Raw genomic sequence first — 25,191 nt, forward strand, 5'->3', positions numbered from 1 at the left:
CCCCCTGGCCGCCCCGCGGGCGCCGGAAAGAATCCTCTCAGCCGAGCCGGCTGAGTAGGAACGATTGGGGACATTGGTTCGACAATGGCAGCTGCCGCTTAATCAACCCCCGTCCCCTTTACGATGTGGCGGTCGCGAGTTTGCTGCGCGAGACGCCGAGGAGGGACAAGCAGAGATCCATCACATCGACGATCCGGGGGGCGGCGGGGACGGGGAGCCGCTCGAGCGAGACGTCGCCGCTGGTGATGACCGCTGCGGTGGAGTCTTCGAGCAGCAAGGAACCATGGCTACCGCCGTCGTGGGTGGAGGTGCCGTCGATGGCAAACTCGAATCGTCGGTCTGCGGTGACCCAAATGGGCGATAGGCCGCCCGTGAACGCGCCTTCAATCCGTTCGAGCGGGTTGGGATAGCGACCGTCATGCAGTCGTCTGTCATCATCAAGGCGAAGGTCCAAAGCGGTGAGGTCTCCGCGAAACGCCCACTGATTCCCATAGCGGTCGCCTCCGGTCTGCGAAAGTTCGGTGGACCGCTCGTCGGCTCGGCTGAACGTCAATTGACCGCGGTCGCGGGTGCGGACGACCAGCGGAGAAATCGAGTCGCCCGGTGATTCTTGATAGATCACTTGATCGATCCCGTCGTGGGGGAGCAGCTGTTCGATCACGCGGTCGCGTAGCCCAGCGCTGTCTGTTGCGGTGTAGATTGCAGCGGCCCGCATGTTGGGACAGATCAGTAGTTCGTCATCGTCCCCAAATCCTGCGCCGGTGTCGGCGATCGAGAATTCGTTCAGCAAGTCGTCCAACTTGAGCACGTTTGGCGATTCATCCCACTGCACTTGACCGTGGTCACCGACGATGACAAACGAGTACTCCGTACCGACCTTGTCCCACCCTCCGATCGCTTCGACAAAGTCGGCCAGAAACTCATCGAACCGCTCGACACACGTTGCTGCGGCTTCATCCAAGCCGGCTTCATGGCCGCGGTCGTCGTTGATCGGAAAGTAGGCCAGCGTAAACGGCGGCAATGCGTCCGCTTCGGCCAACCCCATCAGGCAGGCGATCGTGGTTTCGTCGTGAAAACCGTATCGTCCCAGCAGCCCGGTCTTCATCCCCGACACCTCGACACCTTCGGGCAAACTGTGAACGAAGTCGCCGAGTTTCAACAGCTTCGGACCCCGAACGGACTCGCTGAGGCTTCCCGCGGCCATTCGCAACGTCAACGGCGTGGTACGAGAATGTTCGTGCGGGCCGCGAAACCACATGTAGTTGAGACAGGCCGATTCGATCCCCTGTTCGAACAGGTGTTCGTAGATCAGGGGAGCCTGCAGTCGTTCGAAGTTCAGCCGATCGCCGAAATCTCGCAGGTATTCTTGAAGGCCTTCTTGCAGCGCCAACCGCAGATCGTCCCCAAAATATGCCGCATCATTGCCCGTCGGGTCGAGCCAGCAGGCGCCCTCAATCCCGTGGCAGCGCGGGTATTCGCCGGTCGCAATCGAGCAGGTGGCTGCTGGTGTGATTGAAGGGAAGATTGACAGGCAGGGCAAAAGCGAGCCGCCCTGCTGGAGCAAGGTGGCCAAGGCGGGGAGCCGAGCTTTATCCAGAAACGTTCGAACGACGGGCTCGGAAAGCGCGTCGATGACGAACAACACACAGCGTTTGGATTGGGACATTGCAATCGAGGGGTTGATGGAAAGTGACCGTGTCGACGAGCTTTGCCTCAGCCGGTCTTGTGGTTTGTCGGATCATCCTGCTGGAGGCGACCGATACGCTCTCGGTCCAATCTGATGGAATCAAGATGCGCATGAAGGCGATCGGTCAGCTGGGTTGAATTCGTCGGAGCTAGCAGAGCCAGCGTTTCGTCGTAGGCGTTTTCAAGCAGCTCTTCGACCTCGCGGATTTCACGCACGATGTTCGCTGCGTCCGTGCCGATCAAATTGGCTTGCAACGCTCGCCAACCGCCGTGCAAGGTCGCCAGCCAGCTACCGTCTTTCACTGGGCGTACACCGTTGGCTTGAACAAAGGTTTGCAGCTCGGATGCAAATTTAAGTCGCTGCCGGTTCAGCTGAACCAATGCATCGGAAACTCGGTTGTCATCCAAATGTGCCGCGGCGTCGTGGTAACCGTCCGCCGAATCGATGTTCGCTTGGATTAAATCCTGAAGCCGCTCGACCATTTCTGGCGTCAGCGGCGCGTTGGTGTCAACCGACATGTTTTAAATACTCAGCGTCAACGGTAAGGATTGATCGGGAAAAAGAATGCTCTCGGTCAACCGGACGCAAGCGATGTGCCAAAGACGGGGTAGCGGATGGTCAATGATCTAGCGGCAGTTCGACAACGTGGGGGCTGCATTCCAGTTGTCGGGAAATCGGTTGATGAATCGACGGCATTCCGAAGCGTTTCTGTTGGTCGGCAATCTGTCACACTGGTCGCTTCGAAGTCAGTCGACGGCAGAACCGAGTGGGATTGCGATCGGTTGATCCATTGGCACAACGTTCGCATCGGTCACCAGCCGGGAAATCCGAGAGCGGTTTTCGCATTCCACCGCAGTTCCGTTTTCGGGGCGTGAGCGGGGCGACGAGTCCATTCGAATTGCGAACATCCAACCTTTCACCACCTGGAGAGTTTAAGACGATGCTTGATACGATTGACGAACCCCTGGAAGACCTGCGTGACAAGTTCGGCCAGGCGACCGGATTGGGCGAAACACCGGAAAGGAACGCGGGGATCACCAGCAACGAGGCCGTGGTTGCGTTTGCCGCGGCGACCGCTGCCACGTTGATCACGCGAGAGGCGTTGGAGGCCGTTTGGCGCAAGTCGGTGGGGCAGCCGCCACCGAAGAACCCGGCGTCACACACGGTCAGTTGGAAAGAAGCATTGTTGTGGGGGGCGTTGTCGGGTGCAGTCATTGGCGCCGCCCGAATCGCATCGCGACGCACGGCGTCGGGTGTGTACCGCCGTCGGTGAATCGTCTCGTGATCTCCGAATTGCTCTTGCCGGAAAGCTCGGCGAGGGGCTTCGATTGGCATCTACGATGGCGAAACGTCCACGCAAGGGATTCTGTCGCGGATTGAGACGCCGACCCTTCTGATTCACGCCGCCGACGATCCCGTGGTGACGGCGAGCCCCTTTCGTGACTACCGATGGAAAGAAGATGCCCCGCTCTATCCGCTGCACTGTCAGGCGGGAGGCCACGTTGGATTCTTGTCGAACAACGGCGCAAGGTGGCACGAAGGGGTCTGTGTCGGATTTCTCGAACACGTCGCCGGTTGCTCGGCGGATTCAACGTCACGCTGATCGGAACCGTTTCGAATCTCGCGATAACGAAAGGATGCGGTTCGTTTCTCGTCCGTGCACTTGATGAGTTCGTCGAGCGTGGCGTTCAAGGCGCGCCCTTCGAAGCATTGTAAGCGAGGCTCGTCCGATTGGCACGACATCTGCGTTCGGTGACTCACCGCTTCAGCCGACGTGTCTCAAACCCCGAGTGATGTTCGGTTCGAGCAGAACCGTTCGTACTCGTTGGGGGAAGCAGGCGTGCAAGCTACACATAGCAAACTCAGGTTCGCAGATTTCGCACAAACCGAGAGTTTTACTCCGGAATTTGACCGCGCTTCTCGAGTGCTGAGCTTCGGTTTGATCCTCGCACTTCTAAATTGGTACGACCTGGAGATGACGCTTTCGGCGTTTCGGGCCGGTGTGTTGCACGAAGCGAATCCGATCGCCGAGTGGCTGCTGTCAGCGCATGGGGCGACCGGTTTGCGGGTCTTCAAAGCAGCGATGGTCAGCGTCGCGATGGTCGGCTTTCTCGTCGGCCGCGGACATTGGATGGCCGAGGTCGGGTGTCTGGTTTCGATTGTGATTTACACCGGTGTCGCGTTGGCGTGGTGGCTTTACCCGCTGGACTTCTCTTAGACGATCGAAACGATTTTCAGAATGTCTTCGCCGGTGAGTGGGGATTGGCACGGCTGTTGCTTTCGCAGGATTTGAAAACTCACTTTTAGCGCGGGAGACTGATACGATGTCCAATTACACGGAACCGACTGTTTTGCAAGACGACGAGATCGACGTCACCGAACGTTTGATTCAGGAACAAATCAACGTCATCCGTCGAAACTGGAGTCCCGCCGAGCGAGCGAATCGCCATGCACTCGGCCGGGCTCGACGAGAGTCTCTGTTGGTGACGCTGGGGATTGGTGGGCGTGTCCCCAATGCCTAGGGCCCCAATGCCTAGGGCTTTGTCAGCGTTCGTTCCAGCTGCGAGGACTCCTCTCGCGTCGTCCATGACGGAATGCCCGAGTGTCGCGGCGATTCAGAATGCTGGGGGCGGTGTTGGGAAAGTTTTGACGCGATAGTGACCGGGGGTGTTTTGGAGAGAGCCAATGAGAATCGCTAGCCAATCGTTACTGCTATTTGTCTTTGCTTGGTTCGGTGGCGGCCTTGGCAACGCGGAGTCGCCTGCAGGGGGCTCCGGCGTGATCGTCCGGGTGTCAGAGTCTTGGATCCAGCGCGAACTCGGTACGACCATCAATGAGAACATGGATGTCGACACGATGTTGCTGGGTACGCATGTTGTCGGAAAAGCGAATACAGCCGGGCGTCTCGGAGCCGATTTGGAACCCAGTCGCGAATCGGCGGCGATCCGAATTCATTTCACCGGTCGCGTGTCCAGCAAGACCAATGGGTACAACGGTCCGGTTATCGTGCACTCGCGTTGCTGGACCGACTTTGATGCGTCGGTCGTCTTGAAGTTTGATTTGGAAAAAGGTATTCGCCGCGGGCCGGTTGAGATCGATGGCAACACGAACAGTCATACTGAAGGTATTTCGACACGCCGTCGGATGTTCTCTCGCATCACCAAACGCGTCGCGGCAAAGCGTGTTGCCGAGAGGCGGGAGCAGACTCTCCGGATCAGTCGTCGCCGGACGCTCGACCGAATCGCCGAACATTTTCAGCGGCATGTCGACAAGCAAATTGCTGCACTGAACGGATCGCTTCGCATGAGCAGCATGCCTGGTTGGTTGAAGTCGATCTTGGGGAACGAGCCGCCGCAATTCTGTTCTTCCGGCGACACCCTTTACGCAGTGCTTGGTGTGCCTGCGTTCGAGTTGGATGATGAACGATCGGTTGCAGCGGGGCTGGTGGAAGTGCCTTTAAATGGTCCGGCTGATATTCTGATTCACCGTGGCTGGTTGGAAAACCGCTTCGGGCCGATGGGCGGTTTGTTGATCGGATTCAACAGTGCCGGCAGTTTCTTTCCCACCACGGCGTCCTCTCCGCTGTCCGCCTTGGTTTCGATGACAAAGATGCGGCTCGTATCACGCTCTGAACCGTCGTCGCAGCAGTCGCCGTGGATCACCATCCCAGTCGATCCGACGACACTGTTTCAATTGTCGCGTTAGTCGACAGTTTCCGTAGGTCATCAATGTTGGCAGAGTTTGGTACGGAAGCTGCATCGGGGAAATGTGGAACGATCGAGCCAACGCAACGCTCGGTTTCACTTCACCACAAACCTTATGGAGTCCCCTGATGTCCACCGTCGCGACGCAAAACAAATTCTTGATGATCATCCTAGCGATCCTGCTTCCTCCGGCAGCCGTCTTCGCACAGAGAGGTCTCTCAGGCCAATTCTGGCTGAACATTGTCTTGACCCTGTTGGGGTTCTGGATCGTCGGAATCGTTCACGCCCTGGCGATCACGCTGTAGGGCGTTTGAGCAACCCGACGATGTCTCGCACAACCAGCATGGTGTACCGATGAAGTTACTCAAGACGACTTTCACGCAGTTTTCGACGGACAATTGCACGACGCTAGCGGCTGCGTTGGCGTACTACACTGTTTTCGCATTGCCCCCGCTTTTGTATCTGTTGCTAACGATCGTCACCTATTCGATGACGGTCGCGTATGACGCAGACGTCGCAAGGGAAAAGGCGCAGCGATTGATCGAAAACCAAGCCGGCCAGTTGATCGGAAACGAAGCAGCGGCGGACGAAATCACAACCATTTTGGAAGAAAACCGCCAGCAGGGCGGGGTGTGGTGGAAGTCGTTGGTCAGTCTTGCCGGGATTCTATTCGGTGCAACGGGGTTGGTTGCCGCGGTCCAGGCCTCACTTAATCTGGTGTGGCGTGTCCAGCCGGACCCTGACCAAGGCGGCGTCAAATCGTTCGTCGTTAAACGTGTCCTGTCGCTCGGCATGATTCTCGGTCTGGGATTCCTACTGCTGGTGTCAATGGTGGTCAGCACCGTGCTGGCCGCGGTCGGGTCGCAAATCGGTCAATGGGTCGGATTGGAAGAGACCGTTGTTGCGTTTCTGAACTACGCGGTCATCTTCGTCGTCACGATGGTGATTTTCGCCGCAATGTTCAAATTCATGCCGGATGCCGAGATCGGTTGGCGTGATGTTGCGGTCGGGGCGTTCGTGACTGCGGGACTGTTTTCATTGGGTCGCTACGGACTGGGCATCTACTTTGAAAATGCGGATCCGGCGGCCCGTCTAGGAAGCGCCGCGGCATCGCTGGCAGTCCTACTGGTCTGGGTCTACTACTCATCGATGATCTTTTTACTGGGGGCGGAGTTCACCCAGGCGTGGGCCACCGTGTATGGCCGTGGGCTGGAACCGGAAGAAGGCGCGGTCCGTGTCGAGCGGCGGTTGGTCAGCGGTGATCGGGCGACGACGTCCTAGTATCCCTTTTCGTCTTAAAATTCGGATTAAAGGTAGTGGACGACGCGAGGAGTCCTCACAGCTGGAAAGGGGCAAAGATTTCGATTCAAAAACGCAGCCGTCGGACCGTGGGTCTGGAGGCTGCGTTTTTTCGTTGGTCGACAATCGATCGGAGCGGACTCTATTGAAACAGTTTTGAAGGCGTGCAGCGATTCGATGCAAGTGGCATGTTGGTTGCTCCGTCAGTCTTGAAAACGATTTGGAATCAAAACCATTCGGAGAAAGACAGATGTATCCCGCAACCATTCACACCGTCCACGGAGTCAGCCTGCCGATGGCTCAATTTACCTACGCGATTCGATACTGCCGTGAAAAGCAGGCCGAACGCGTCAAGACACGTTGCCGTTCACGCGGTTCAGCCGATCTCGGTGGAGGTCTTCGATCCCCGGGCTACTGCCAAGAAGTTTTGGAATGAGTACGGCGTTTGGTACAGCCGTTGCATGGGATTGAGTTGTCGACGATCCAAGTACTACCGTCCCGTTGAGTCACCGCTGTCGACATCGTGGCTCACCCGTTTCGAAGAGAAAGTCATGTTGAAACAATTTTTTGCATCGTTTTGTGCCGTCGGCTTGCTGGTCGCGAGTGCCGGTTGTGATGTTGAGCAAACCGAGGAAGGCCGTCTGCCGGACGTTGATGTTGAAGTTTCCGGAGACCCCGGCAACCTTCCCGAATACGACGTCGACACGCCTGACGTCGATGTTGAAATGAAGGAGAAGGAGATCGAGGTTCCTGACGTGGATGTTGACGTGGACACCGAAAAGGCCAAGGTGAAGGTGCCGGACGTGGATGTCACGTTGCCCGAGGACGACGAATAATCCAAGCTTCGATCGTCGCGTTTCTACCCGGCCGTCGCAAAGATCATTTGCGACGGCCGTTTTTATCAGCCCGCGACACCCCCGGTAGAGACCGCGTTTCAATCTCCGGGGTGTGTCAAATCGAAACTCATGGTTTGATGCATTGACACCACCTTTTGCCAATCGCCGATGCGTGATCGTTGATGATGTGCGAGCCTATCGCGAACTGCTTCACCAATGGTTCGTCGACTGGGGGTTCTCGTGCTCACTTGCGTCTGGAGCCGAGGAGGCGTGGCAATTGGTCCAGGATCACAGCTTTGATTTGGTCATCACCGACATCGATATGCCCGGTGTTAGCGGTTTGGATTTGATCGGGGCGATTCGCGAGTATGGTGGGGCTGGTGTCAAACGCGTCCCGGTTATTGCGATCAGCAGTTTGCAGGACGACGAGATTGAGTCCATCACGAAGCAGGTGGGCGCAATTCGGTTTTCACCCAAGCCGCTGGACCGAGACAGTCTGTTCCGAGACGTGGTCGCGATCCTTCAGCCAGATGGATCCGGTTCCCCACTCCGTTCTCTTGAGCGAGGAAAAAAGGAAACGCCGCCCCAGGAAGTCTTAGACGCGTGCCCGACAATCTCTCCAAAGCTTCGCCGATTGCTGCGCGGTGATTCGGATCACTCGCTGCGGCCGAAGGACTGAGACGCGGTCAACTGATCATGGGTGTCGATATCGTCTGACGTCGAAGCAAAACGACGCGTTTGGACCTCGAAACGATCGCATGACTCAGGACGCGGGCGGCCCGTGTTGTCCAACTCCGTTGGGATGCCGGCCTCGGTGCTTCTAATCCGGGGGGTGTGCCATCGGGCGTTTCATCGCGTTTGCCCACGTTTGGTTGCCGTCGTGATAGGAAATCTAGGAAATTCCGGGAGACGAAATCGGCTCATTCGTCTCTAATTGCGTTGACGGGTAGCGATTGGTTTCGACGCACTTGTTAGGGAGGGGAATCCGTGGGCAAGGTCCGGTCGACCGACTTTCGAAGAACGAACGGTGATTGACGTGCGAGGTTGAATCGGATTCCATGGGATGATGATCGCAAAACGGTCGTGCGTTGGGGTCGAGGTCCTCTAGGTGGAGGGGTTTCGGGGATTCGGCAAGGGAGATGGGGGCTGGGTAGCGAATGAACAACAATCACGATGAATTGATCGACGGGCCGTTGATTGTCGGTGTCGGCGCGTCGGCCGGTGGGCTGGAAGCCCTGAAGGAATTATTGCAGCACCTGGGAGATTGCGACCGGCTATCGTTGGTGGTTGTTCAGCACCGTGACCCTTCCGAGCCGTCGCTTCTCGGTCCATTGCTGGAGACGTCGACAAAGTTGGACGTCGTCGAGATCACCGAGCGCTGTGTGCTGAAACCCGGCCGTGTCTATATCGCTCCGGCCAGGATGTATCTGGAGATCCAAAATGGTGCTGCGCGTCCGGTTGAACTCGGTGACGACGACAGTCCGCTGACCTCGATCGACCATTTCTTTCAGTCCTTGGCCGCTGACCAAGCCGGTCGGGCGATCGGGATTGTGCTGTCGGGGGCCGGCAGCGACGGAACGGTCGGCTTGAAATCGATCAGCGACGGCGGCGGGTTGACGTTTGCGCAAGATCCTCAATCGGCCAAATACGAAAGCATGCCCGCCAGTGCGGCGACCATCGGAGCGGCCGACCACGTCTGTCGTCCCGGCGAGATCGCCGCGGAGTTGCGGCGGTATGCCGATCACGCCGCCGAACGCGGAAAACAGGATGATCTGCGCCGCCTTCACGAGCAGATCGGCGTTTCGATCCCGCTGATCACGAAACATCTGTTGAAGGTGACCGGCCACAATTTTCGGCACTACAAAACCAGCACGCTGACACGTCGCATCTTACGACGCATCCAATTACTCAAACTCGCCGACGCCGACGAGTACTTGAGCCGATTGCGTTCCAGCGACGAAGAGGCTGAGGCGCTGTTTCGAGAGCTGTTGATCGGCGTGACGGCGTTTTTTCGGGATCCCGAAGCCTTTGATGCGATCGCGTCGACCGTGCTGCCAGAAATATTCGACGGTAAGCCGGAAAACGAGACGGTCCGTATTTGGGTGGCGGGCTGCAGCACGGGCGAAGAAGCCTACTCTTTGGCGATGCTTTGCTTGGAACATGCCGACAAGATGGAAGATCCTCCGGCGTTCCAGATCTTTGCCACCGACATCGACGAGCGGGCGCTGCAGGTCGCCAGGGACGGCAGGTATGCGACGGGGATCGAAGACCATGTGAGCCCGGAGCGGTTGGAGCGTTTTTTCGTCAAACATCGCAACCACTACCAAGTCAGCAAGCAATTACGGAGTCGTGTGCTGTTTTCCAAGCACAATTTGATCGGCGATCCACCGTTCTCGCGACAGGATCTGGTCTCCTGTCGAAACCTGTTGATCTATCTGGGGACCCACCTGCAAGAAAAGCTGATTCCGCTTTTTCACTACGCCATGCGTCCCTTCGGATACCTGTTTTTGGGGCCGAGCGAGACCATTTCATCGCATGGTGAATTGTTCGAGGCGTTGGACAACCAATTTCGCATCTCCCAGCGAAAGGAAGCGGCGACCGGTCCGGTCAACGCGCTGACGATGCGAAAGGGGCAGGTCAGACAGGTTCGCGGCGGTGAAACACAACCCGATCAAACCGTCGACCTCAATGGATTGCGGCAGCGGATCATCCTGGACGAGTTTGCACCGCAGGCCGTCGTGATCGATCAATCCGGTCAGGTGCTCAACTCCTCCGATGGCGTGTCAAAGTACTTGGCGGTCGGCGGCGGCGACTTTCAGAATCACATCGTCAAATTGGCTTCGCCGGGTTTGCGGATCGCGATGCGGAGCGCCATCAATGAAGCCACCAAGTTTCGACGCAAGGTCACTCACAAGAATCTTTCGATACGCACGGGGGGGCTGATTCAGCGTGTCATGCTGACGGTGCAACCGATGCCACAATTGGGCGAGAACGAGGAACTGTTCCTGGTCGTGTTCCAGGATGTCGGGAAACCGATTCGCCGCGATCATCAAGACCGGTCGGCCGACGCCGAGTCAGAGGACGATCGAGACGCGGATGCGGTCATCACACAGATGGAGCGCGAGCTTGAATCCACGCGTGGTGATCTGGAGCGGACGCTGCAGGACATGGAAGCCGCCAATGAGGAGATGAAGTCATCCAACGAAGAACTGTTGTCGATGAACGAGGAGTTGCAATCGGCCAATGAGGAACTGGAGAGTTCGAAAGAACAGATCCGCGCCGGCAGCGACGCGCTGGCCCGCGCCAACGCCGACTTGGAAAATCTGCTCCGCAGCACGCAGATCGCGACGGTTTTCCTGGACAAACAGCTAAAGATCCGGCGGTTCACCCCGGCGATCAAGGAAATCTATGGGTTGTTGGCGTCCGACGTCGGTCGACCGCTCGAGCAAATTGTCCCGTCAGTTGACCAGATGCCGCCCTTGCCCGACCCGACGACACTCGACGAAGTCGGCGTCATCGAGCATACGGTTCGTGCGAAGTCGGGAAAGCACTATATCCGCCGCGTGCTTCCGTACCGTTCGGCCGCCGGCGCGACCGACGGTGTCGTTGTGACCTTTGTCGATGTCTCGGACCTGGTTCAACGCGAATCCAGACTGGCGGCGTTGATGAGTTCCACCGCCGAGGGGATTTATGGCACCGACCGTGACGGAATCTGCACGTTTGCCAACACCGCCTGCGCTCGACTGCTCGGATACGATTCGCCGGACGATCTGCTCGGCAAAGACATGCATGCGGTGATTCATCACAAGCGTCGTGATGGCAGCCGGTATCCGAAGGACGAATGCAAGATCGTCCGGGCGATCCACGAAGGCAAACGGATGCACATCGATGACGAAGTCTTCTGGCGCGCCGACGGAACGCCCTTTGAAGCGGAGTATTGGTCACACCCGAAGATTCGAGACGGAGAGATCATCGGCTGTGTCGTGACCTTTTTCGACATCACCGAACGCCGGCGAGATGAAAGGCTGCTCGCCGATGCGAAGATGCGTGTCGAGCTGTCGCTGGAGGTCGCCGATATCGCTCCATGGAGCTGGGACATGCGGACCGGTCAACCGGTTTCGAATCCGACGCTGAACCGATTGTTCGGGTTCGACGAGGACGCCACACCGGCGTTGTCGGAGTTCATGGACCGAATCGAGGAATCGTCACGCCGACGCGTCTCTTCGGCGATCGAACGCGCCATCCAAACGGGCGAGGTCTATGACGAAGAGTATCCCGTCAGATGGCCCAACGGTGACTTGCGCCATCTCCGTGCGCGGGGATTGGTTCGGGCGACCGATGGTGTTGCGGAGGATTTTTTTGGTGTCGTCGTTGATGTCACCGAACGCAAACGAAAAGAATTGGACCTTGCCGACCGCGAGGGGCATCTGCGCCGCGTCATCGATCACCAATTGAGTATGGTCGGCGTGTTGCAGCCGGACGGGACGCTGGTCGAAGCGAACGCCGCCGCACTGCGGGCCGGCGGGTTAAAACGGGAAGATGTGATCGGCAAGAAGTTTTGGGATTGTTATTGGTGGAGCTACGACGACCGCGTGGCGGAGCGGCTGAAAAGTGAGTTTGAAAAGGCGGCTTCGGGCGAGATCGTACATTATGACACCGACGTTCGCGTGGGAGATCATGCGACCATCACGATCGATTTTATGATCAGCCCGGTACGCGATGCCGACGGACAAATCACCCATCTGATTCCCTCGGGAGTCGATGTCAGCGATCGCAAAGCGGCGGAAAAGGCGGTCTTTCAACGTGAGCAACGTCTTCAGCTGGCATTGGATTCCGGCGGGATGGGGTTATGGGAGTGGGACATCGAATCGGATCACATCACGTGGTCCGATCAGATGTACAAGATGTTCGGGTACACTCCGGAGGAATTTCAGCCGACCAAGTCCGGTTTTCTGCAGGTCGTGCATCCGGAGGATCGGTCGAGGCTGGAAGGTATGATCGCGTCGGCGTTTAGCGGTCATTGTGCGACGCACGAGGTGGAATTTCGTGTGCTTCGTGGTACCGATCAATCCACGTTGTGGACGCTCAGTCGAGGCCGAATCACGCGTGCGGCCGATGGAACACCGCTGGCGATGGTCAGCGTTGCCGTCGATGTCACCCAGCGAAAACACTGGGAAAAGGAGTTGATCGATCGCGAGGCTCATCTGCGTCGCGTGATCAACAACCAACTCGGGCTGGTCGGCGTCATCGATCGCAACGGTATCCTGTTGGAAGTCGACGACCGTTCGTTGGAAATTGCCAGAACGAAACGCGACGAAGTGCTCGGAAAGCATTTCGCCGATGCACCCTGGTGGAACTATGACCCCGAAGTTTCCCGCCAAATGCGTGACGCGATGCGCCGAGCGCTCGACGGCGAAGTCGTACGATACGACGTCTCGCTGTTTTCCTATGGCAGCGACGGTGTGATGATCGATTTCATGATCGCACCGGTTTTTGACGGCGAGGGCAAGGTCGAGTACCTGATCCCGTCCGGCGTCGACATCCGCGAACGCGTAAAAATCGAACGGGAGCAACGTTCCGCCACCCGGCGGATGGAAATGGCACTTCGCGCCGGCGGGATGGCGGCGTGGGAGTGGTCACCGACAAAAAGTATTTGGACCCGAGAGTTATACGAGTTGCTGGGGATCGATTCGGCACAACCAGCCAGTTCGGAACTGTTCTTTTCGCTGGTCCATCCCGAGGACGTCGATGCACTGAGGCAGGCCTGGCAAAACGCGATCGATGGCGTCGCGCCGTATGACAGCGAATTTCGGATCATCCGTCCCGATGGCGAAATCCGCTGGGTCGCTGGAGTCGGCGAAACGGTGTGTGACGATTCCGGACGAGTGGTCAGTATGTACGGTGTCAATTGGGATGCGACACAAGAACACTTGCAAGCCGACGCGATGCGTGAAAGTGAGCGTCGTGCCCGCGAAGCCAACGCATCCAAAAGCGAATTCCTGGCGAACATGTCTCACGAAATCCGTACGCCCATGACCGCCATCTTGGGATACGCCGATCTGTTGAGAGATTTGATCGATCACGAGGAAGCCAACCAGTATCTCGAGACGATTCGACGAAACGGCGATTACTTGTTGGAAATCATCAACGATATTTTGGACCTGTCAAAGATCGAAGCCGGAAAGTTGGATGTCCAGCGTGAGAGTTTTGATCCGCGCCGGCTGGTTGAGGACGTCCGCAGGATCATGGAAGTCCGCGCGACCGAGGGTGGATTGACACTGGAGGTCCAATACGACGGGAATCTACCAAGACTGATTCGAACGGACGCAAAGAGGTTGAAGCAGATTCTGATCAATCTGGTCGGCAACGCCATCAAGTTTACCCGCAAGGGCCGGGTGACGATTCGAGTGCGTTTCGTCGCCGCCGAAGGACAATTGCACATCGACGTGGTAGATACCGGGATCGGAATCCCCGACGAACAACTTCGTCGACTGTTTCGTCCGTTTGCCCAGGGCGATACCAGCGTGACCCGCAATTTCGGCGGCACCGGGTTGGGGCTGGCGATCAGCCAACGGCTGGCCGAAATGTTGGGCGGCGACATCTCGGTCCGCAGTGCCGAAGGCGTCGGCAGCACGTTTTCGGTCCGCGTCGCAACCGGCCAAGTCGACGCTTCCGACTGGGCCCAAGACGACGCGAGCCGATCCGACGGTGATGACGATGCGACGACGGAAGATGATGCTCCGGTCGAGCTTTCCTGTCGAGTGTTGGTCGTCGACGACCGCAGAGAGATTCGCTTTCTCAGCAAACGAATTCTGACCAACGCCGGGGCGGTCGTCGAGGAGTGCGAGGATGGTCTGCTGGCCGTCGAGCATGTCAGTGAGTGCCTGGGAAACGGCAGTTGCCCCGATTTAGTCCTGTTGGACATGCAAATGCCCAAGTTGGACGGCTATTCGACGGCACGAAAACTGAGGGCAATCGGATACAACGCACCAATCATCGCCCTGACCGCCGACGCGATGCAAGGTGACATGAATAAATGTTTGCAGGCCGGTTGCAATGACTACCTGTCCAAACCCATCGACGCAAAGAAGCTGTTGCGGCTGGTCCGTCAGATGATCCGCCAGACCGACACGTCATCGTGAGTGGCGAAGCGTCAACGCACCGTTAGCGAACCGTAGGCCTCGCGGACGAGCGCCTCACCGTGATCCCGTTCCAGCCGGCGAATCGTGAAGTGCGCTCGCGCCAGGTCTTGGTAGTGATCGATGAAGTAGCTGTTGATCAGCGCGCCGCCGATTGCTCCGATGACCGGAATCGCTTGTGCGGCCAGTTTTTCGCTGACCACCACGCCGAAGCGTTTGCCGATCTGGCTGATCAGTTTCACCAAGGCCGGGGCGGTCTTGTCCGCCACACCATTCTTGACGATATGCTGCGATGCATCGCGAATCTGTTTGGCCATCGCGGCTCGAACCGCGAAATAGCCGATTTCGGTGTCATCGTCGATTGCCGAGTCTTTACCCGGGTCGAGGGCAAAGACTTGCAAACAGGCCAGTCGTGCTTCGACAGCGGAAAGATCCTCGCCTTCGCTGCGGGCGATGTCGGCCACGCTGCGTAAAATCAGGACGGTTGAAACCGGCAACTCGGCCGCAATCGTCGCCCCGCCCAAGGCCCCGCCTGCCGCACCGCTGATTCCCGCCAACAACTTGTGTGTCAACAGACGCGGCTTTTTGGATTCGACCGAGTGTTCGCCGAGTGTTCGCAGCGCGACGTCCAAGGCCACACGGAGGGAATGGTCGATCGCGGTGTGCAGCGTCTTCTCAGCGACATCAGGCAACATCTTGATCGACGCGGTAATCGGCGCCCCGACCAGCTCGGTCAGTCGATCGGCGATTCCGTGATGTTCCAAGATTCGTTTGGCCTCACGAAGCTCTGCGGTGGCTTCGTCAGGCAGCGCGCCAGAAAGAAGCTCGTCATTCATGTTCAGTCTCTCTGCCTTGACCTTGTCGGATGAATCAATCGGTCGAAAAACGGCCAAACTGGTCGTCGTGCGATGATTGTAGACCACCGAGGCAAATGATGTGCCGAGCCTCTTTGCCTCGATTGGCGGCGAAAAACGGAGAGCGGACGAAACTCGCGGATTGAGGTGATCGCATTCGTCGGATTTAAGGCGTAGTGACGTCGCGCGGTTCGTGGTTGGCATGATGGTTGCGTTGAGGTCAATCCGGCGGGTTGGGTCAGAGCCTGAGTCCGCCTCAGTGTGCATTTACCCACTTTCCGCGGAGACCATTTCATGTCGACTAGCAGCCCCTCGGCGCAGCGCCGTCATCCTTCTGTATCTGATTCGCAAAGCTCAACTTGGCATGGTTTCCAGACCCGTTCGATGCCCGAAGTCCCCGCGTGGATCGAATCGTTGGGGCGGTTCGGTCATTTCGCCAAGGGCCTCGTCTACTTCATCATGGGCTTTTTGGCGTTCAAGCTGGCAATCGGTGCCGGCGGCGAGATCGCGGGGGCTCGCGACGCCATTCGTGAGATTGGGCAACAGCCCTTTGGACGCTTTTTGCTGGGGTTGGTAGCGATCGGGCTGCTCGGCTACTTTGCCTGGCGAGCGGTTCAGGCGGGCAAGGATACCGATGGGGTTGGCAACGGTGTCAAAGGCGTTTGCAAGCGAATCGGGTACGCGGTCAGCGGAGTTGCCTATCTAAGCTTGGGGTGTTTCGCCGGCTCTTTGGCTTTGGGATGGTCCTCGGGCGGAAACGGATCGCAAGGCGGCGCGGCAAGTCCGCTGCTCGAATCGACGTGGGGACGCATCGCGCTGGGATTGGCGGGCGCGGTCACCGTTGCGGTCGCATGCTACTTTTTTTACAAGGCCTACCGGGCCAAGTTCATGACGAAGTATGAGCTTTCGGCGATGAGTGAAACGACCCGCAAGCTGGCGTTACACGCCGGCCGGACGGGAATCAGCACCCGAGGAATCGCGTTTGCAATCATCGGCGGATTCATCTTGATGTCGGCCATCCGTGGGACGTCTGACGGCGAGATCGCCGGCATGAGCGACGCTTTGGCCGCGATTGCCGCGCAGACCTATGGAAAAATCCTGATCGGGATCACCGGTTTCGGACTGATGTGCTACGCCGTTCACATGCTGTTGATGGGGTGGTATCGCAGGTTCAACGTAAAATGATAGAACTGGCATGATATGCGGTCGAATTTCACGGAGAGCATCGAGAGCACAACATGATCTGGATCGTGGCCTATTTGAGTTCCGTTGCGGGCGCGTTCCTCTCGATCGTGGCAATGACCATCATCCGCAACGATCAGCGGCACAGCATCGGGCGGATCGGTTGGTTGGGGTTGATCCTTTTGTCGCCACCGATCGGATTGATCCTGTGCCTCTGGCTCGGGGGGCGGAAGATTTCTGCGGAGCACGAAAAACGCGATTTGGTCAATTTGCCCACGATCGGTAGTGCCAAACGCGAATTGCGTGACGTGGTGGAACGAATGCTCGCCGCGCGCGGACTCGGACCGCCGACGGTGGCCAACCAGGTGCGACTGCTAAGTCGCCCTGGCGAGGTGCGGGATGCCTTCATGGAGTTGATCGATGGGGCTCGTGAGACGATTCACGTCATGACTTTCATCTTGGACGAAAAAGATACGGGGCGTGCGCTGGTCGACCGGCTCTGCGAAAAAGCGCGTCAGGGTGTTCAGGTTCGGTTGCTGGTCGACGGTTTCGGGTCGTTTGTGCTATCGGAGGAGCAGCTTGAAGCGGTTCACGCGGCCGGCGGGAAAGCCGCGCGCTTCAAACGGATGTCCAGCCTGTCGAAACTGGCCTACTTGAACTTTCGCAATCACCGAAAGCTGGCCGTCGCCGATGGAAGGCGGGCGATTTTGGGCGGTGCGAACATTGTCGAGGAAGAGGTCACGGAAGACCCGGATGACGAAACTTGGGTCGACTTGAGTTTATGGATCGAGGGGCCCGCCGCGTCGCAATTGCAGTCAGTCTTCTGCAGTGATTGGACGTTTCAAACCGGGGAAGAACTCTCGCAGTGTCAATTCGATGCCGATAGGGAGGGCGACGTCGAGGATCCGTCACGTTTGACGGTCATGCCGATCGGACCCGATGGCCCCGAGGAAATCTTAGACGACTATTGGCAGTTCGCGATTCATCATGCGACCGAACGATTGTGGATTTGCACGCCCTATTTCGTGCCTCCGCCCAACGCGATGCGATCGTTGGAATTGGCATGCCGTCGGGGGATTGATGTTCGCGTATTGGTGCCCCAGGTCAGCGATCTTCGTCCGGTCGACTACGCTCGGTTCGACTACTTCAAGGACCTGATCGAATTGGGCTGCAAGGTGTACCGTTACCCGGATCGGATGGTTCACGCAAAAATCGGCATCGTCGATGATTTGGTCGCCTTGGTTGGATCGGCGAATTTCGATGTCCGATCGTTCTTCTTGAACTACGAATTGTCGGTGCTGGTCCATGATCGCGAGACGATTCAGCGGATCAGCGACTGGTACGCGGATCTGGCCGAGGTTTGTGAGAGGGGCACGACCGATCGATCCAGCGTCCGATCGACGCTCGCCACGGCGGTGCGTTTGTTCGCGTCGGAACTATAAGCGTTCGTGCAATCCGATGCGATCCGAAGGTCGCCGTGTACTCCGAATGCGACGAATCCACGAATCGGTCGATCCCGTCAAAACACCAACGTCGACATCGGGGAGATCTGGTTCTATGCCAGACGCGTCACGATCCGAAAACAACCTGCTAAAAAGCAGATGAGTCGGAAGATACACGAACGTCGGCAATCCGACGAGTAGCAGGGTCAACCAAGCTTGCGGAGGCATCCATGATTGGGGCTCCGCATCGTTCATCCCGAAGACGTAGTTCACGTTGTGTGGCTGGTTCGGATAATCCAGAACGGCACCGGCGGGCGGTAGAACGAAATAGCTGGTCAAAATCAGAATCCACGCGAGCCCTGACCAAGCGGGCAGGGCTCGACGATCATACCCGAGCCGCCAGAGAAAAAAGATCAGCATCAGGGGCAACCAGAAGTGAAAGAACGACAAACCGCGTGCGAACAGGGAGATGCCTGAGTCGAACATGTACTCCGTCATGCCCGCAACCGGAAACCCGAGTCCGTGACCAATGAAGTCAACTTGCCAAAGCAACTGAGGAATGGAAATGCCGATCGCCGCCATCGATGCGTAAATCGGACGCTCGGTCCAGCACGTCAGCAACGCAAGGAACAGAGCGACGTCGCAGAAGTAGAGAAAGTTTGTGGGGCCGTATTCGTGCCAATAATACGGAACCAAGACCGCAACGAAGGCGGTGTAGGACAATTTGATCCAAAGCGGAAGCTTGGGGGAAACTTTTGCGGCTGAGGGATCGGTCGGCATGGACGACTTCGGGGCTGGTGATCGTGAGAATTCCTGTTTTCAGCTTGACCCGGTCGCGGGCTAGCGACAGCCCATCCGGGATGGGCCATCGTCAACACAGTGCCCGTTGCCTGCCGCAGGTTTCGCGCATCTTTCGGTTTTGAACGGTTCGTTTTCGATCAGGTTTCGACTCGGCCATCACAGCAGGACACTAACAGGTCGAAGGGAGCCAATTTGTATCGGTCGCCACCAACCGTAGTTGACCCATCGCCCCGGCGGAGAAGCGGTGCACTCCGCTGCTGTTAAAATGTCTGCCGATGGCCCGCCAGTTGCTGATTGAGCAAGATCGAAGAATATGGCTTTCAGCGCGTTGTCGTCTGCGAAAAACGCGCGAACTCGCACAGCACCCGGTGTAATGATGTCACAGTGCAAAGTTTTTGCGGGCGTGTATTGTTGGAGCGTCATCTTCGCTGCGACCTGCTTCGGTCAACCGCCAGAGAGCGAAACGACAAGCGAATCACCCGCTGCCGAACAGTCCTGGTATGAAACCAACCTCAGGTACGCGAAGACAAGATGGTTGCTGGCCGAAGCGGAGCTCCTAAGCGTGCTTGAGGTCAACAAAGAAGCGCCGGGGACAATCGCAAAGTTGGCTGTCGAGCGGCTGAGGTCGGATGCGGAGATTGCGAAGCAACAATTTCGAGAGGCCGAGATGGCTACCGTGGGTGGTAGCGAACGCGTCCGCCTGCGTCATGCCCAAGAGAGGATCCGGTTGGCGAGAATCAACCTGGTGAACGGCAGGGAATTGCACGACAAGGGCAGATTGAGTGACCTGGAACTGGAGCGGTTGAAATTGAAACACGAACTGGCAGGACTGTCGCTCGTTCTGCTGAAGAACCCGCAGTACTTTGCGACGATGCTTCAGTCGCTGGAGGCAAAAGTTGATCGCATGGGCGAAGAGATTCTCTCCCTCGATCAGCGAATTTCCCGACTGGAGCCGATCCGCGGCGTCGTGCCGAAGAATCAGTGACTGCAGTTTCGAGGGGCGTCAACGTTGCGGCCTCGCCGTGAGCCACGCGGATCCTCATGGATTCGACGTGACGGTCAACTCGAGTGCCGGAGTGGCGTCGATGTCGGGAAGCCATTTGCGGTGCGACGTCATCACGTCGACATACCGTTGATCGGTGGTCAGATTGGTCCACTCGTTCGGATCGCGTTGTGATCATACAGCTCTTCGCTGCCGTCGGCATAGCGGATGTAGCGCCAGCGGTCGCTGCGGACGGCGTGATTTCCGCATTGGCAGGTCATCACCGCGGGTTGGTCCCAGCGTGCCTCTGGATCTCGCAACAACGGAACGATGCTGGAACCGTTCGCTTTTTGTTCGACGTTTTGCATGCCCTGCCAAAACTAACGCTTGGGCACAGTCGGTTGCGTTATGAAAGTCGAACGATTGATCTTCGCGCGGCGGCCATGGTCCCCAATCCGTGTCGCGTGAACCGTACTCGGGGGCCCGATTGATTTTCTTCGATGGATAACGTTGCGGACGCATCGGTTGAAAATCGTGGAACGAAGCGTCGTCGTGGAATGCACCACCGAGCGGGTGATGAAAGATCTTTCCGTCGCCGCGGACATCGTAACCGGCCGCCATGAACTGCTGGTTGATCGTTTTGCGATTCGGGCATGCACCGCGCGTTGCGGTGTGTGGAGAGTGACATCACGGTTGCGATCCGTTGGATTTCCAGAACTGGGGTTGGATTGTTAGTCCAACCCCTGGACGGATCGGTGCGTGGCACCGAGGCCGGTTTGGCACCGAGGCCGGTTTGGCACCGAGGCCGGTTCCCGCATCAACCGTTGGATCGGGCTAGAACAGAAAACCGTTGATGCTGGCTTGGACTCCTGCCATCGTGGGGTCTCCCGAGAGCACGCCGAACGGATCATCAACTCCCGAGGCGGAGGCCATCCCGGTGACGCGACCGACTTGATCGCGAAAGACGACCAGGATCGAGGTTTCGAACACGATCGGCTGTCCATCGGGACTGTAGGCCAACGGATCAAGGTCGAATCCCAGGAATTCACCCTGGATCATCGCCCCCGATTGCGTTTCCCAGACGAACGAGCCGGTGTATTGAGCATAGATCCCGAAGATGGGTTGGAAAAAGGCGCAGGTGTCCGCGATTCCGGTCCCGGAAAAATTCCCGATCCCGGTGGCTTGGCCCAGGAAGTCACCGGGCACGTCGTGAAACGCAAGCCCCGGTACGGGAGTCAGGCAGATCGTCGCGTCGTTGGGGTTCACGGCATGATGAAAGAATTGAAACTCGCCCGAAAGTATCGTTGGCGAACCGGCATTCGTCGTTCTCGCATCGAGTGACAACGAAGCAATCAGAAGGCATATCAGCGGAAGTACACGCGTCATCAGGTTGTCCTAAGAAGTCGTTGGTGTCGTCGGCAGGTGCCGCACTCGGCACACCACCAGCTAGCCGCGTCCGCCCGGCAAGCAATGGCTTGCCGGGGGGCGGTGGGCTAGTCATAGGGGACCTGAACGTTCGTCGCAAGTTGATTTTGGGCGCTGAGCGAGAAGCTGACCTTACCGCCGTACGACGCGTCGACCGCCGCAGTGGGCCGCCGACCTTGCGACAATAGGAAACCGGTCTATTTGACAAGTTCTTCCAGACCGGGATGGTCGGCGGGGCGAGGTCCGAGTGGCCAGTGGAACTTCCGCTCCGACGGCTCGATCGCGTAGTCGTTGATGCTCGCCTCGCGGCGTCGCATCAATCCGTCGTCGTCGAATTCCCAGTTCTCGTTGCCGTAAGCACGAAACCAGTTGCCCCTGTCGTCGTGGTACTCGTACTGAAACCGAACCGCGATCCGGTTTTCGGTGAACGACCACAGTTGTTTGGCCAGACGGTACTCGTGCTCTCGGTCCCACTTGCCAGACAGGAACTCGACAATCTGCGGACGTCCTTCGACGAACGTTTCGCGATTTCGCCAGCGACTGTTCTGGGAGTAGGCCAGGGAGACACGCTGGGGGGCGCGTGTGTTCCACGCGTCCTCGGCGGCTCGGACTTTCTTCAGCGCCGTTTCACGAGTAAACGGCGGCCGAATGTCAGTAGGCTTTGCCATGATGGATTCCTTAAGAAAGAAAATGAATCGGAGGGGGCGGTCGACTCGGGGAGCGGATCAGGCGACGCTGCAGCGATCGCTGTGGCATCCGCAGGTCTCGGACGCATCGAGCGGTTCGGCGGCCGGGAAATCGATCTCGGTTTCGGCGACGTGGTTGAAGTAGTTGGTCAACAAATTCAGCGCCGTGTTGGCGACCACTTCGGCGATCTCACCGCCGGTCAAGCCGGCTTGCCGGGCCGCGGCGACTTGATCGTCGGACACTCGGCCGCGGGTTTCGACCAGCTGGACCGCCAACTTCACGATCGCATCGGACTTGGCGTCAGCGGCGGTCGCCAAACGGGCGTTGCGGACCTCGTCGGCCGACAACCCGACCATCTTTCCGATCGCCGTGTGGGCGCTCAGGCAGTAGTCGCAGCCGCTCGCCTGGCCGACCGCCAGCGCGATCAGCTCGCGATGCTTGGCCGACAGACCGCCGCCGGCCAACGCGCCGCTGAACTTCAGGTAAGCGTCCAAGACGGCCGGTGCGTGGGCCATCGTCGACATCATGTTGGGGATCATGCCCAGCTTGGACTGAACGCCGCCGAGTAATTCTTTCGCGGTGCCGGTTGCTTCAGCGGGGTTGAGCGGGTTGATTCGTGCCATCGTTACGTTTCCTTGATTGAGGTGAAATGGTTTGCAAGCAGCAGAAGTCGTTGCTTGTCACGATCGCTTTAGGCACGTTGCGGACCAAACCGCAAAGAAAATCCTAAGTCGTGTGCATGAAAGGAGTTGCGGAAACCTTTTTGTGGCCATCGGTGTTGCGAAAACTCGTGAATTGCGAAATGTCGTTTCGGATTCGCGAGTTTTCGTGTATTTTGTGTCGATGCTTGGAGAAAAGTCCCCCCTGATTCGCGAGCCGAAGCGATTGCTGTTGGAGATGGCCCAGCGGCTGAACGTGGACGACGCGCTGAAGTTGATCGTCGACCATATCGCCGGCTCACCGGCGGTGGCGTTGGTGAGAATCTGGTTGATCCGCCCGGGCGCGGGCTGTGAGACGTGTCCGCTGCGCCGAGAGTGTCCCGACCGGACCCGCTGCTTGCACCTGGCCGCCAGTGCGGGGACTTCATTGGTGGATGAACATCGCGACCTGACACGAACCGACGGCGCGTTTCGGCGGTTTCCGATCGGTGTCCGCAAGGTCGGTCGCATCGCGGCGTCCGGGGAAGCTTTGGAGGTCGGTAATCTGTCCGGCCGACCGGATTGGTTGGTCCATCCGGATTGGGCACAGGCCGAAGGCATCCGAGGGTTCGGCGGGCAACCATTGGTCCATCGCGGCGAAGTGTTGGGGGTGTTGGCGGTGTTCGGTCGCACGACGATCAACCAAGAAGATCTGGAGTGGTTGCGGACGATCACCAACCACGCCGCCGCATCGATTGCCAACGCATCGGCGTGGGAAGAGATCAACGCGCTGCGGCGTCGATTGGAGATGGAAAACGACTATCTGCAAGAAGAAATGCGTTCGCGAAATGCGTTCGGCGAGATGGTCGGCAATAGCGCGGCGTTGCGGAAAGTCGCCGAGCAGATCGAGTTGGTTGCCCCGACCGATTCGACGGTTTTGGTGACCGGGGAGAGTGGGACCGGCAAAGAATTGGTCGCCCGCGAAATTCATCGGCGTTCGACGCGCAGCGATCGGGCGCTGATCAAAGTCAACTGTGCGGCGATCCCACGCGAGCTTTATGACAGCGAGTTCTTTGGGCACACCAAAGGCAGTTTCACCGGTGCGGTGCGTGATCGTGTCGGGCGTTTCGAGCTTGCCGACGGAGGGACGCTGTTCTTGGATGAGATCGGTGAGATTCCACTGGAGTTGCAAAGCAAGCTATTGCGGGTGCTTCAAGAGGGGGAACTGGAACGCGTCGGCGAAGAGCAGACACGACGGGTGAATGTTCGCATCATCGCGGCTACCAATCGGGACTTGAAAGCAGAGAGCGAGGCGAAGCGGTTCCGCGGTGATTTGTATTATCGGTTGAGCGTGTTTCCGATCGAGTTGCCACCGTTGCGGCGGCGCAAGGAAGACATTCCGTTGCTGGCCGAACACATCCTGTCCCAGCACGCTCGCAAGCTGGGGCGGGAGATGCCAAGGTTGACCAAGGCCAACGTGCACGATCTGCAGCGTTACGAATGGCCGGGCAACATTCGCGAGTTCCAACATGTCTTGGAACGGGCCATGATCACGTCTCGGTCGGGACGATTGCGTTTCCAGCTTGATCCGGCTGCCACGCCCGCGGACCGACCAGCGAGTCGTACGGTCGGAACGACCGTTCCGAGCGATGAACACGACGTGTTGACTGTCGGCCAGTTGCGTGAATTGGAAGCGACCAACATCCGCCGCGCCCTGATGCGAACCCATGGAAAGGTGTCCGGCGTCGGCGGAGCCGCGGAGCTGTTGGGCATGAAACCAACCACGCTCGCGTCACGCATCAAGAGCTTGGGGATTGATGTGCGTCGCTAAGGCGTGATTGATCACAGCCAACCGGGGGCGACGTTGGGGGCGACGTTCAGCGTGCAAGCCTCGCAGATCATCAACTGGACGTGTTCATTCGAATCGATCTTGGGGCGATGATCCTGTTGTTGGCGGAATGCTCGATTCGGGGCCAGCAAACCCGAATGTATCATGAACTCACAGCCAGAAGGGGCTGGCACACACGAACGAGGTCGGTTTGGGAAGTTGGCGTAGCAGAACGTTGATCGCTCAAAGCCGAATGCAGCTATTCGAAATCGAGAGCAAAGCTATAATACAAGTCGGTTTAAAGTTCTAACGTCTATTATAAGGACATGTTGATGAAGCGTTTACTCGCAACGTTACCGTTGGCGCTGTTGGTTTTCTCCTTGACCGGGTGCCCTTCGCCCAGTCCGGACGCGGTCACCGATGCGGATCAATCGGCGATTGACGCCTATTTGGCCACCGAAGCTGAAGAGCAAGCATCATTGCAAACCGAGATGAAGGATTCGGCGAAAGCTGGCAAGTAACGGCTGCCGCGGTTGCAGATCGCCTCGACGGCGTTCTGGTTAGGTCGTAGGTCACCCTTTCTTCCGAGGTCGTGCGGTTCTTCAGATGAACCCTCCTGGCAGGAGGGCCCAGCTTAGCGAGGGGAGGTCGAACGGTGATTCGCCGGACAAGCGTTACAGCGACGGG

General features: G+C 58.1%; 23 protein-coding genes. 14 read left to right on the plus strand and 9 right to left on the minus strand.

The window, feature by feature from the left end; genetic code table 11:
* Positions 1-118: 118 nt before the first annotated feature.
* Together H1B37_RS19040 and H1B37_RS19045 are read right to left on the minus strand one after the other, a co-directional pair.
* The gene (locus H1B37_RS19040; protein WP_182868250.1) at positions 119-1,666 is read right to left on the minus strand and encodes an alkaline phosphatase family protein; all 1,548 of its coding nucleotides are present in this window, start codon (positions 1,664-1,666) and stop codon (positions 119-121) included.
* A gap of 47 nt (positions 1,667-1,713) precedes the next feature.
* On the minus strand, positions 1,714-2,205 hold the full coding sequence (locus H1B37_RS19045) for a PA2169 family four-helix-bundle protein (protein ID WP_182868251.1): 492 nt from the start codon (positions 2,203-2,205) through the stop codon (positions 1,714-1,716).
* A 422-nt stretch (positions 2,206-2,627) separates the two neighbouring features.
* Between H1B37_RS19045 and H1B37_RS19050 the strand changes: the two genes are divergently transcribed.
* The 9 genes from H1B37_RS19050 to H1B37_RS19090 all read left to right on the plus strand — a co-directional run bounded on the left by H1B37_RS19050 (position 2,628) and on the right by H1B37_RS19090 (position 14,668).
* Positions 2,628-2,960 (plus strand): DUF4235 domain-containing protein, encoded by a 333-nt coding sequence (locus tag H1B37_RS19050; RefSeq protein ID WP_182868252.1) that lies wholly within the window; start codon positions 2,628-2,630, stop codon positions 2,958-2,960.
* A 666-nt stretch (positions 2,961-3,626) separates the two neighbouring features.
* A complete protein-coding gene (locus H1B37_RS19055; protein ID WP_182868253.1) occupies positions 3,627-3,905 on the plus strand; it encodes a DUF5658 family protein in 279 nt (92 codons plus the stop codon).
* A 106-nt stretch (positions 3,906-4,011) separates the two neighbouring features.
* Positions 4,012-4,209, plus strand: a complete 198-nt coding sequence (locus H1B37_RS19060; RefSeq protein ID WP_182868254.1) for a hypothetical protein — start codon at positions 4,012-4,014, stop codon at positions 4,207-4,209.
* A gap of 163 nt (positions 4,210-4,372) precedes the next feature.
* Positions 4,373-5,392, plus strand: a complete 1,020-nt coding sequence (locus H1B37_RS19065) for a hypothetical protein (protein ID WP_182868255.1) — start codon at positions 4,373-4,375, stop codon at positions 5,390-5,392.
* A 127-nt stretch (positions 5,393-5,519) separates the two neighbouring features.
* Positions 5,520-5,696 (plus strand): YqaE/Pmp3 family membrane protein, encoded by a 177-nt coding sequence (locus tag H1B37_RS19070; protein ID WP_182868256.1) that lies wholly within the window; start codon positions 5,520-5,522, stop codon positions 5,694-5,696.
* A 49-nt stretch (positions 5,697-5,745) separates the two neighbouring features.
* Positions 5,746-6,672, plus strand: a complete 927-nt coding sequence (locus H1B37_RS19075) for a YihY/virulence factor BrkB family protein (RefSeq protein ID WP_182868257.1) — start codon at positions 5,746-5,748, stop codon at positions 6,670-6,672.
* 569 nt (positions 6,673-7,241) lie between these two features.
* A complete protein-coding gene (locus tag H1B37_RS19080; RefSeq protein ID WP_182868258.1) occupies positions 7,242-7,526 on the plus strand; it encodes a hypothetical protein in 285 nt (94 codons plus the stop codon).
* Between the two features lie 172 nt (positions 7,527-7,698).
* The gene (locus tag H1B37_RS19085) at positions 7,699-8,205 is read left to right on the plus strand and encodes a response regulator (protein WP_182868259.1); all 507 of its coding nucleotides are present in this window, start codon (positions 7,699-7,701) and stop codon (positions 8,203-8,205) included.
* A 478-nt stretch (positions 8,206-8,683) separates the two neighbouring features.
* The gene (locus tag H1B37_RS19090; protein ID WP_182868260.1) at positions 8,684-14,668 is read left to right on the plus strand and encodes a PAS domain S-box protein; all 5,985 of its coding nucleotides are present in this window, start codon (positions 8,684-8,686) and stop codon (positions 14,666-14,668) included.
* 11 nt (positions 14,669-14,679) lie between these two features.
* On the opposite strand, the gene H1B37_RS19095 is transcribed toward H1B37_RS19090, so the two are convergent.
* A complete protein-coding gene (locus H1B37_RS19095) occupies positions 14,680-15,501 on the minus strand; it encodes an EcsC family protein (RefSeq protein WP_182868261.1) in 822 nt (273 codons plus the stop codon).
* 402 nt (positions 15,502-15,903) lie between these two features.
* Here H1B37_RS19095 and H1B37_RS19100 point away from each other — a divergent pair, with 402 nt between their 5' ends.
* The gene (locus tag H1B37_RS19100; protein WP_286177900.1) at positions 15,904-16,704 is read left to right on the plus strand and encodes a DUF1206 domain-containing protein; all 801 of its coding nucleotides are present in this window, start codon (positions 15,904-15,906) and stop codon (positions 16,702-16,704) included.
* Positions 16,705-16,757: 53 nt separating this feature from the next.
* Positions 16,758-18,143, plus strand: coding sequence for a phospholipase D-like domain-containing protein (locus H1B37_RS19105; RefSeq protein WP_182868263.1), 1,386 nt, complete (start codon positions 16,758-16,760; stop codon positions 18,141-18,143).
* Here the strand turns inward: H1B37_RS19105 and H1B37_RS19110 are convergent.
* Positions 18,138-18,923: a hypothetical protein gene (locus H1B37_RS19110; protein ID WP_286177901.1), complete on the minus strand. Its 786-nt coding sequence runs from the start codon at positions 18,921-18,923 to the stop codon at positions 18,138-18,140. The two genes, H1B37_RS19105 and H1B37_RS19110, sit on opposite strands and share 6 nt — an antisense overlap.
* A 556-nt stretch (positions 18,924-19,479) precedes the next feature.
* On the opposite strand from H1B37_RS19110, the gene H1B37_RS19115 reads away from it, so the two are divergent.
* Positions 19,480-19,929, plus strand: a complete 450-nt coding sequence (locus H1B37_RS19115) for a hypothetical protein (RefSeq protein ID WP_182868264.1) — start codon at positions 19,480-19,482, stop codon at positions 19,927-19,929.
* A gap of 158 nt (positions 19,930-20,087) precedes the next feature.
* Here H1B37_RS19115 and H1B37_RS19120 read toward each other — a convergent pair whose 3' ends face one another.
* From H1B37_RS19120 to H1B37_RS19135, 4 genes are all read right to left on the minus strand, one after another.
* Positions 20,088-20,294 carry a hypothetical protein gene (locus tag H1B37_RS19120; RefSeq protein ID WP_182868265.1) on the minus strand — a complete coding sequence of 69 codons (207 nt, stop codon included), beginning with the start codon at positions 20,292-20,294 and terminating at the stop codon, positions 20,088-20,090.
* A gap of 466 nt (positions 20,295-20,760) precedes the next feature.
* The gene (locus H1B37_RS19125; RefSeq protein WP_182868266.1) at positions 20,761-21,312 is read right to left on the minus strand and encodes a hypothetical protein; all 552 of its coding nucleotides are present in this window, start codon (positions 21,310-21,312) and stop codon (positions 20,761-20,763) included.
* A 236-nt stretch (positions 21,313-21,548) separates the two neighbouring features.
* On the minus strand, positions 21,549-22,019 hold the full coding sequence (locus H1B37_RS19130) for a nuclear transport factor 2 family protein (protein ID WP_182868267.1): 471 nt from the start codon (positions 22,017-22,019) through the stop codon (positions 21,549-21,551).
* A gap of 57 nt (positions 22,020-22,076) precedes the next feature.
* A complete protein-coding gene (locus tag H1B37_RS19135) occupies positions 22,077-22,661 on the minus strand; it encodes a carboxymuconolactone decarboxylase family protein (protein ID WP_182868268.1) in 585 nt (194 codons plus the stop codon).
* Between the two features lie 220 nt (positions 22,662-22,881).
* Between H1B37_RS19135 and H1B37_RS19140 the strand changes: the two genes are divergently transcribed.
* Positions 22,882-24,507, plus strand: a complete 1,626-nt coding sequence (locus H1B37_RS19140) for a sigma-54-dependent Fis family transcriptional regulator (RefSeq protein ID WP_182868318.1) — start codon at positions 22,882-22,884, stop codon at positions 24,505-24,507.
* A gap of 11 nt (positions 24,508-24,518) precedes the next feature.
* Here the strand turns inward: H1B37_RS19140 and H1B37_RS19145 are convergent, their stop codons facing one another.
* Positions 24,519-24,671, minus strand: coding sequence for a hypothetical protein (locus H1B37_RS19145; RefSeq protein ID WP_182868269.1), 153 nt, complete (start codon positions 24,669-24,671; stop codon positions 24,519-24,521).
* Positions 24,672-24,836: 165 nt separating this feature from the next.
* Here H1B37_RS19145 and H1B37_RS19150 point away from each other — a divergent pair, with 165 nt between their 5' ends.
* Positions 24,837-25,025 (plus strand): hypothetical protein, encoded by a 189-nt coding sequence (locus tag H1B37_RS19150; protein ID WP_286177903.1) that lies wholly within the window; start codon positions 24,837-24,839, stop codon positions 25,023-25,025.
* Positions 25,026-25,191: the final 166 nt, after the last annotated feature.

The organism is Stieleria mannarensis (assembly GCF_014154935.1).
GTDB classification, from domain to species: Bacteria; Planctomycetota; Planctomycetia; order Pirellulales; family Pirellulaceae; genus Stieleria; species Stieleria mannarensis.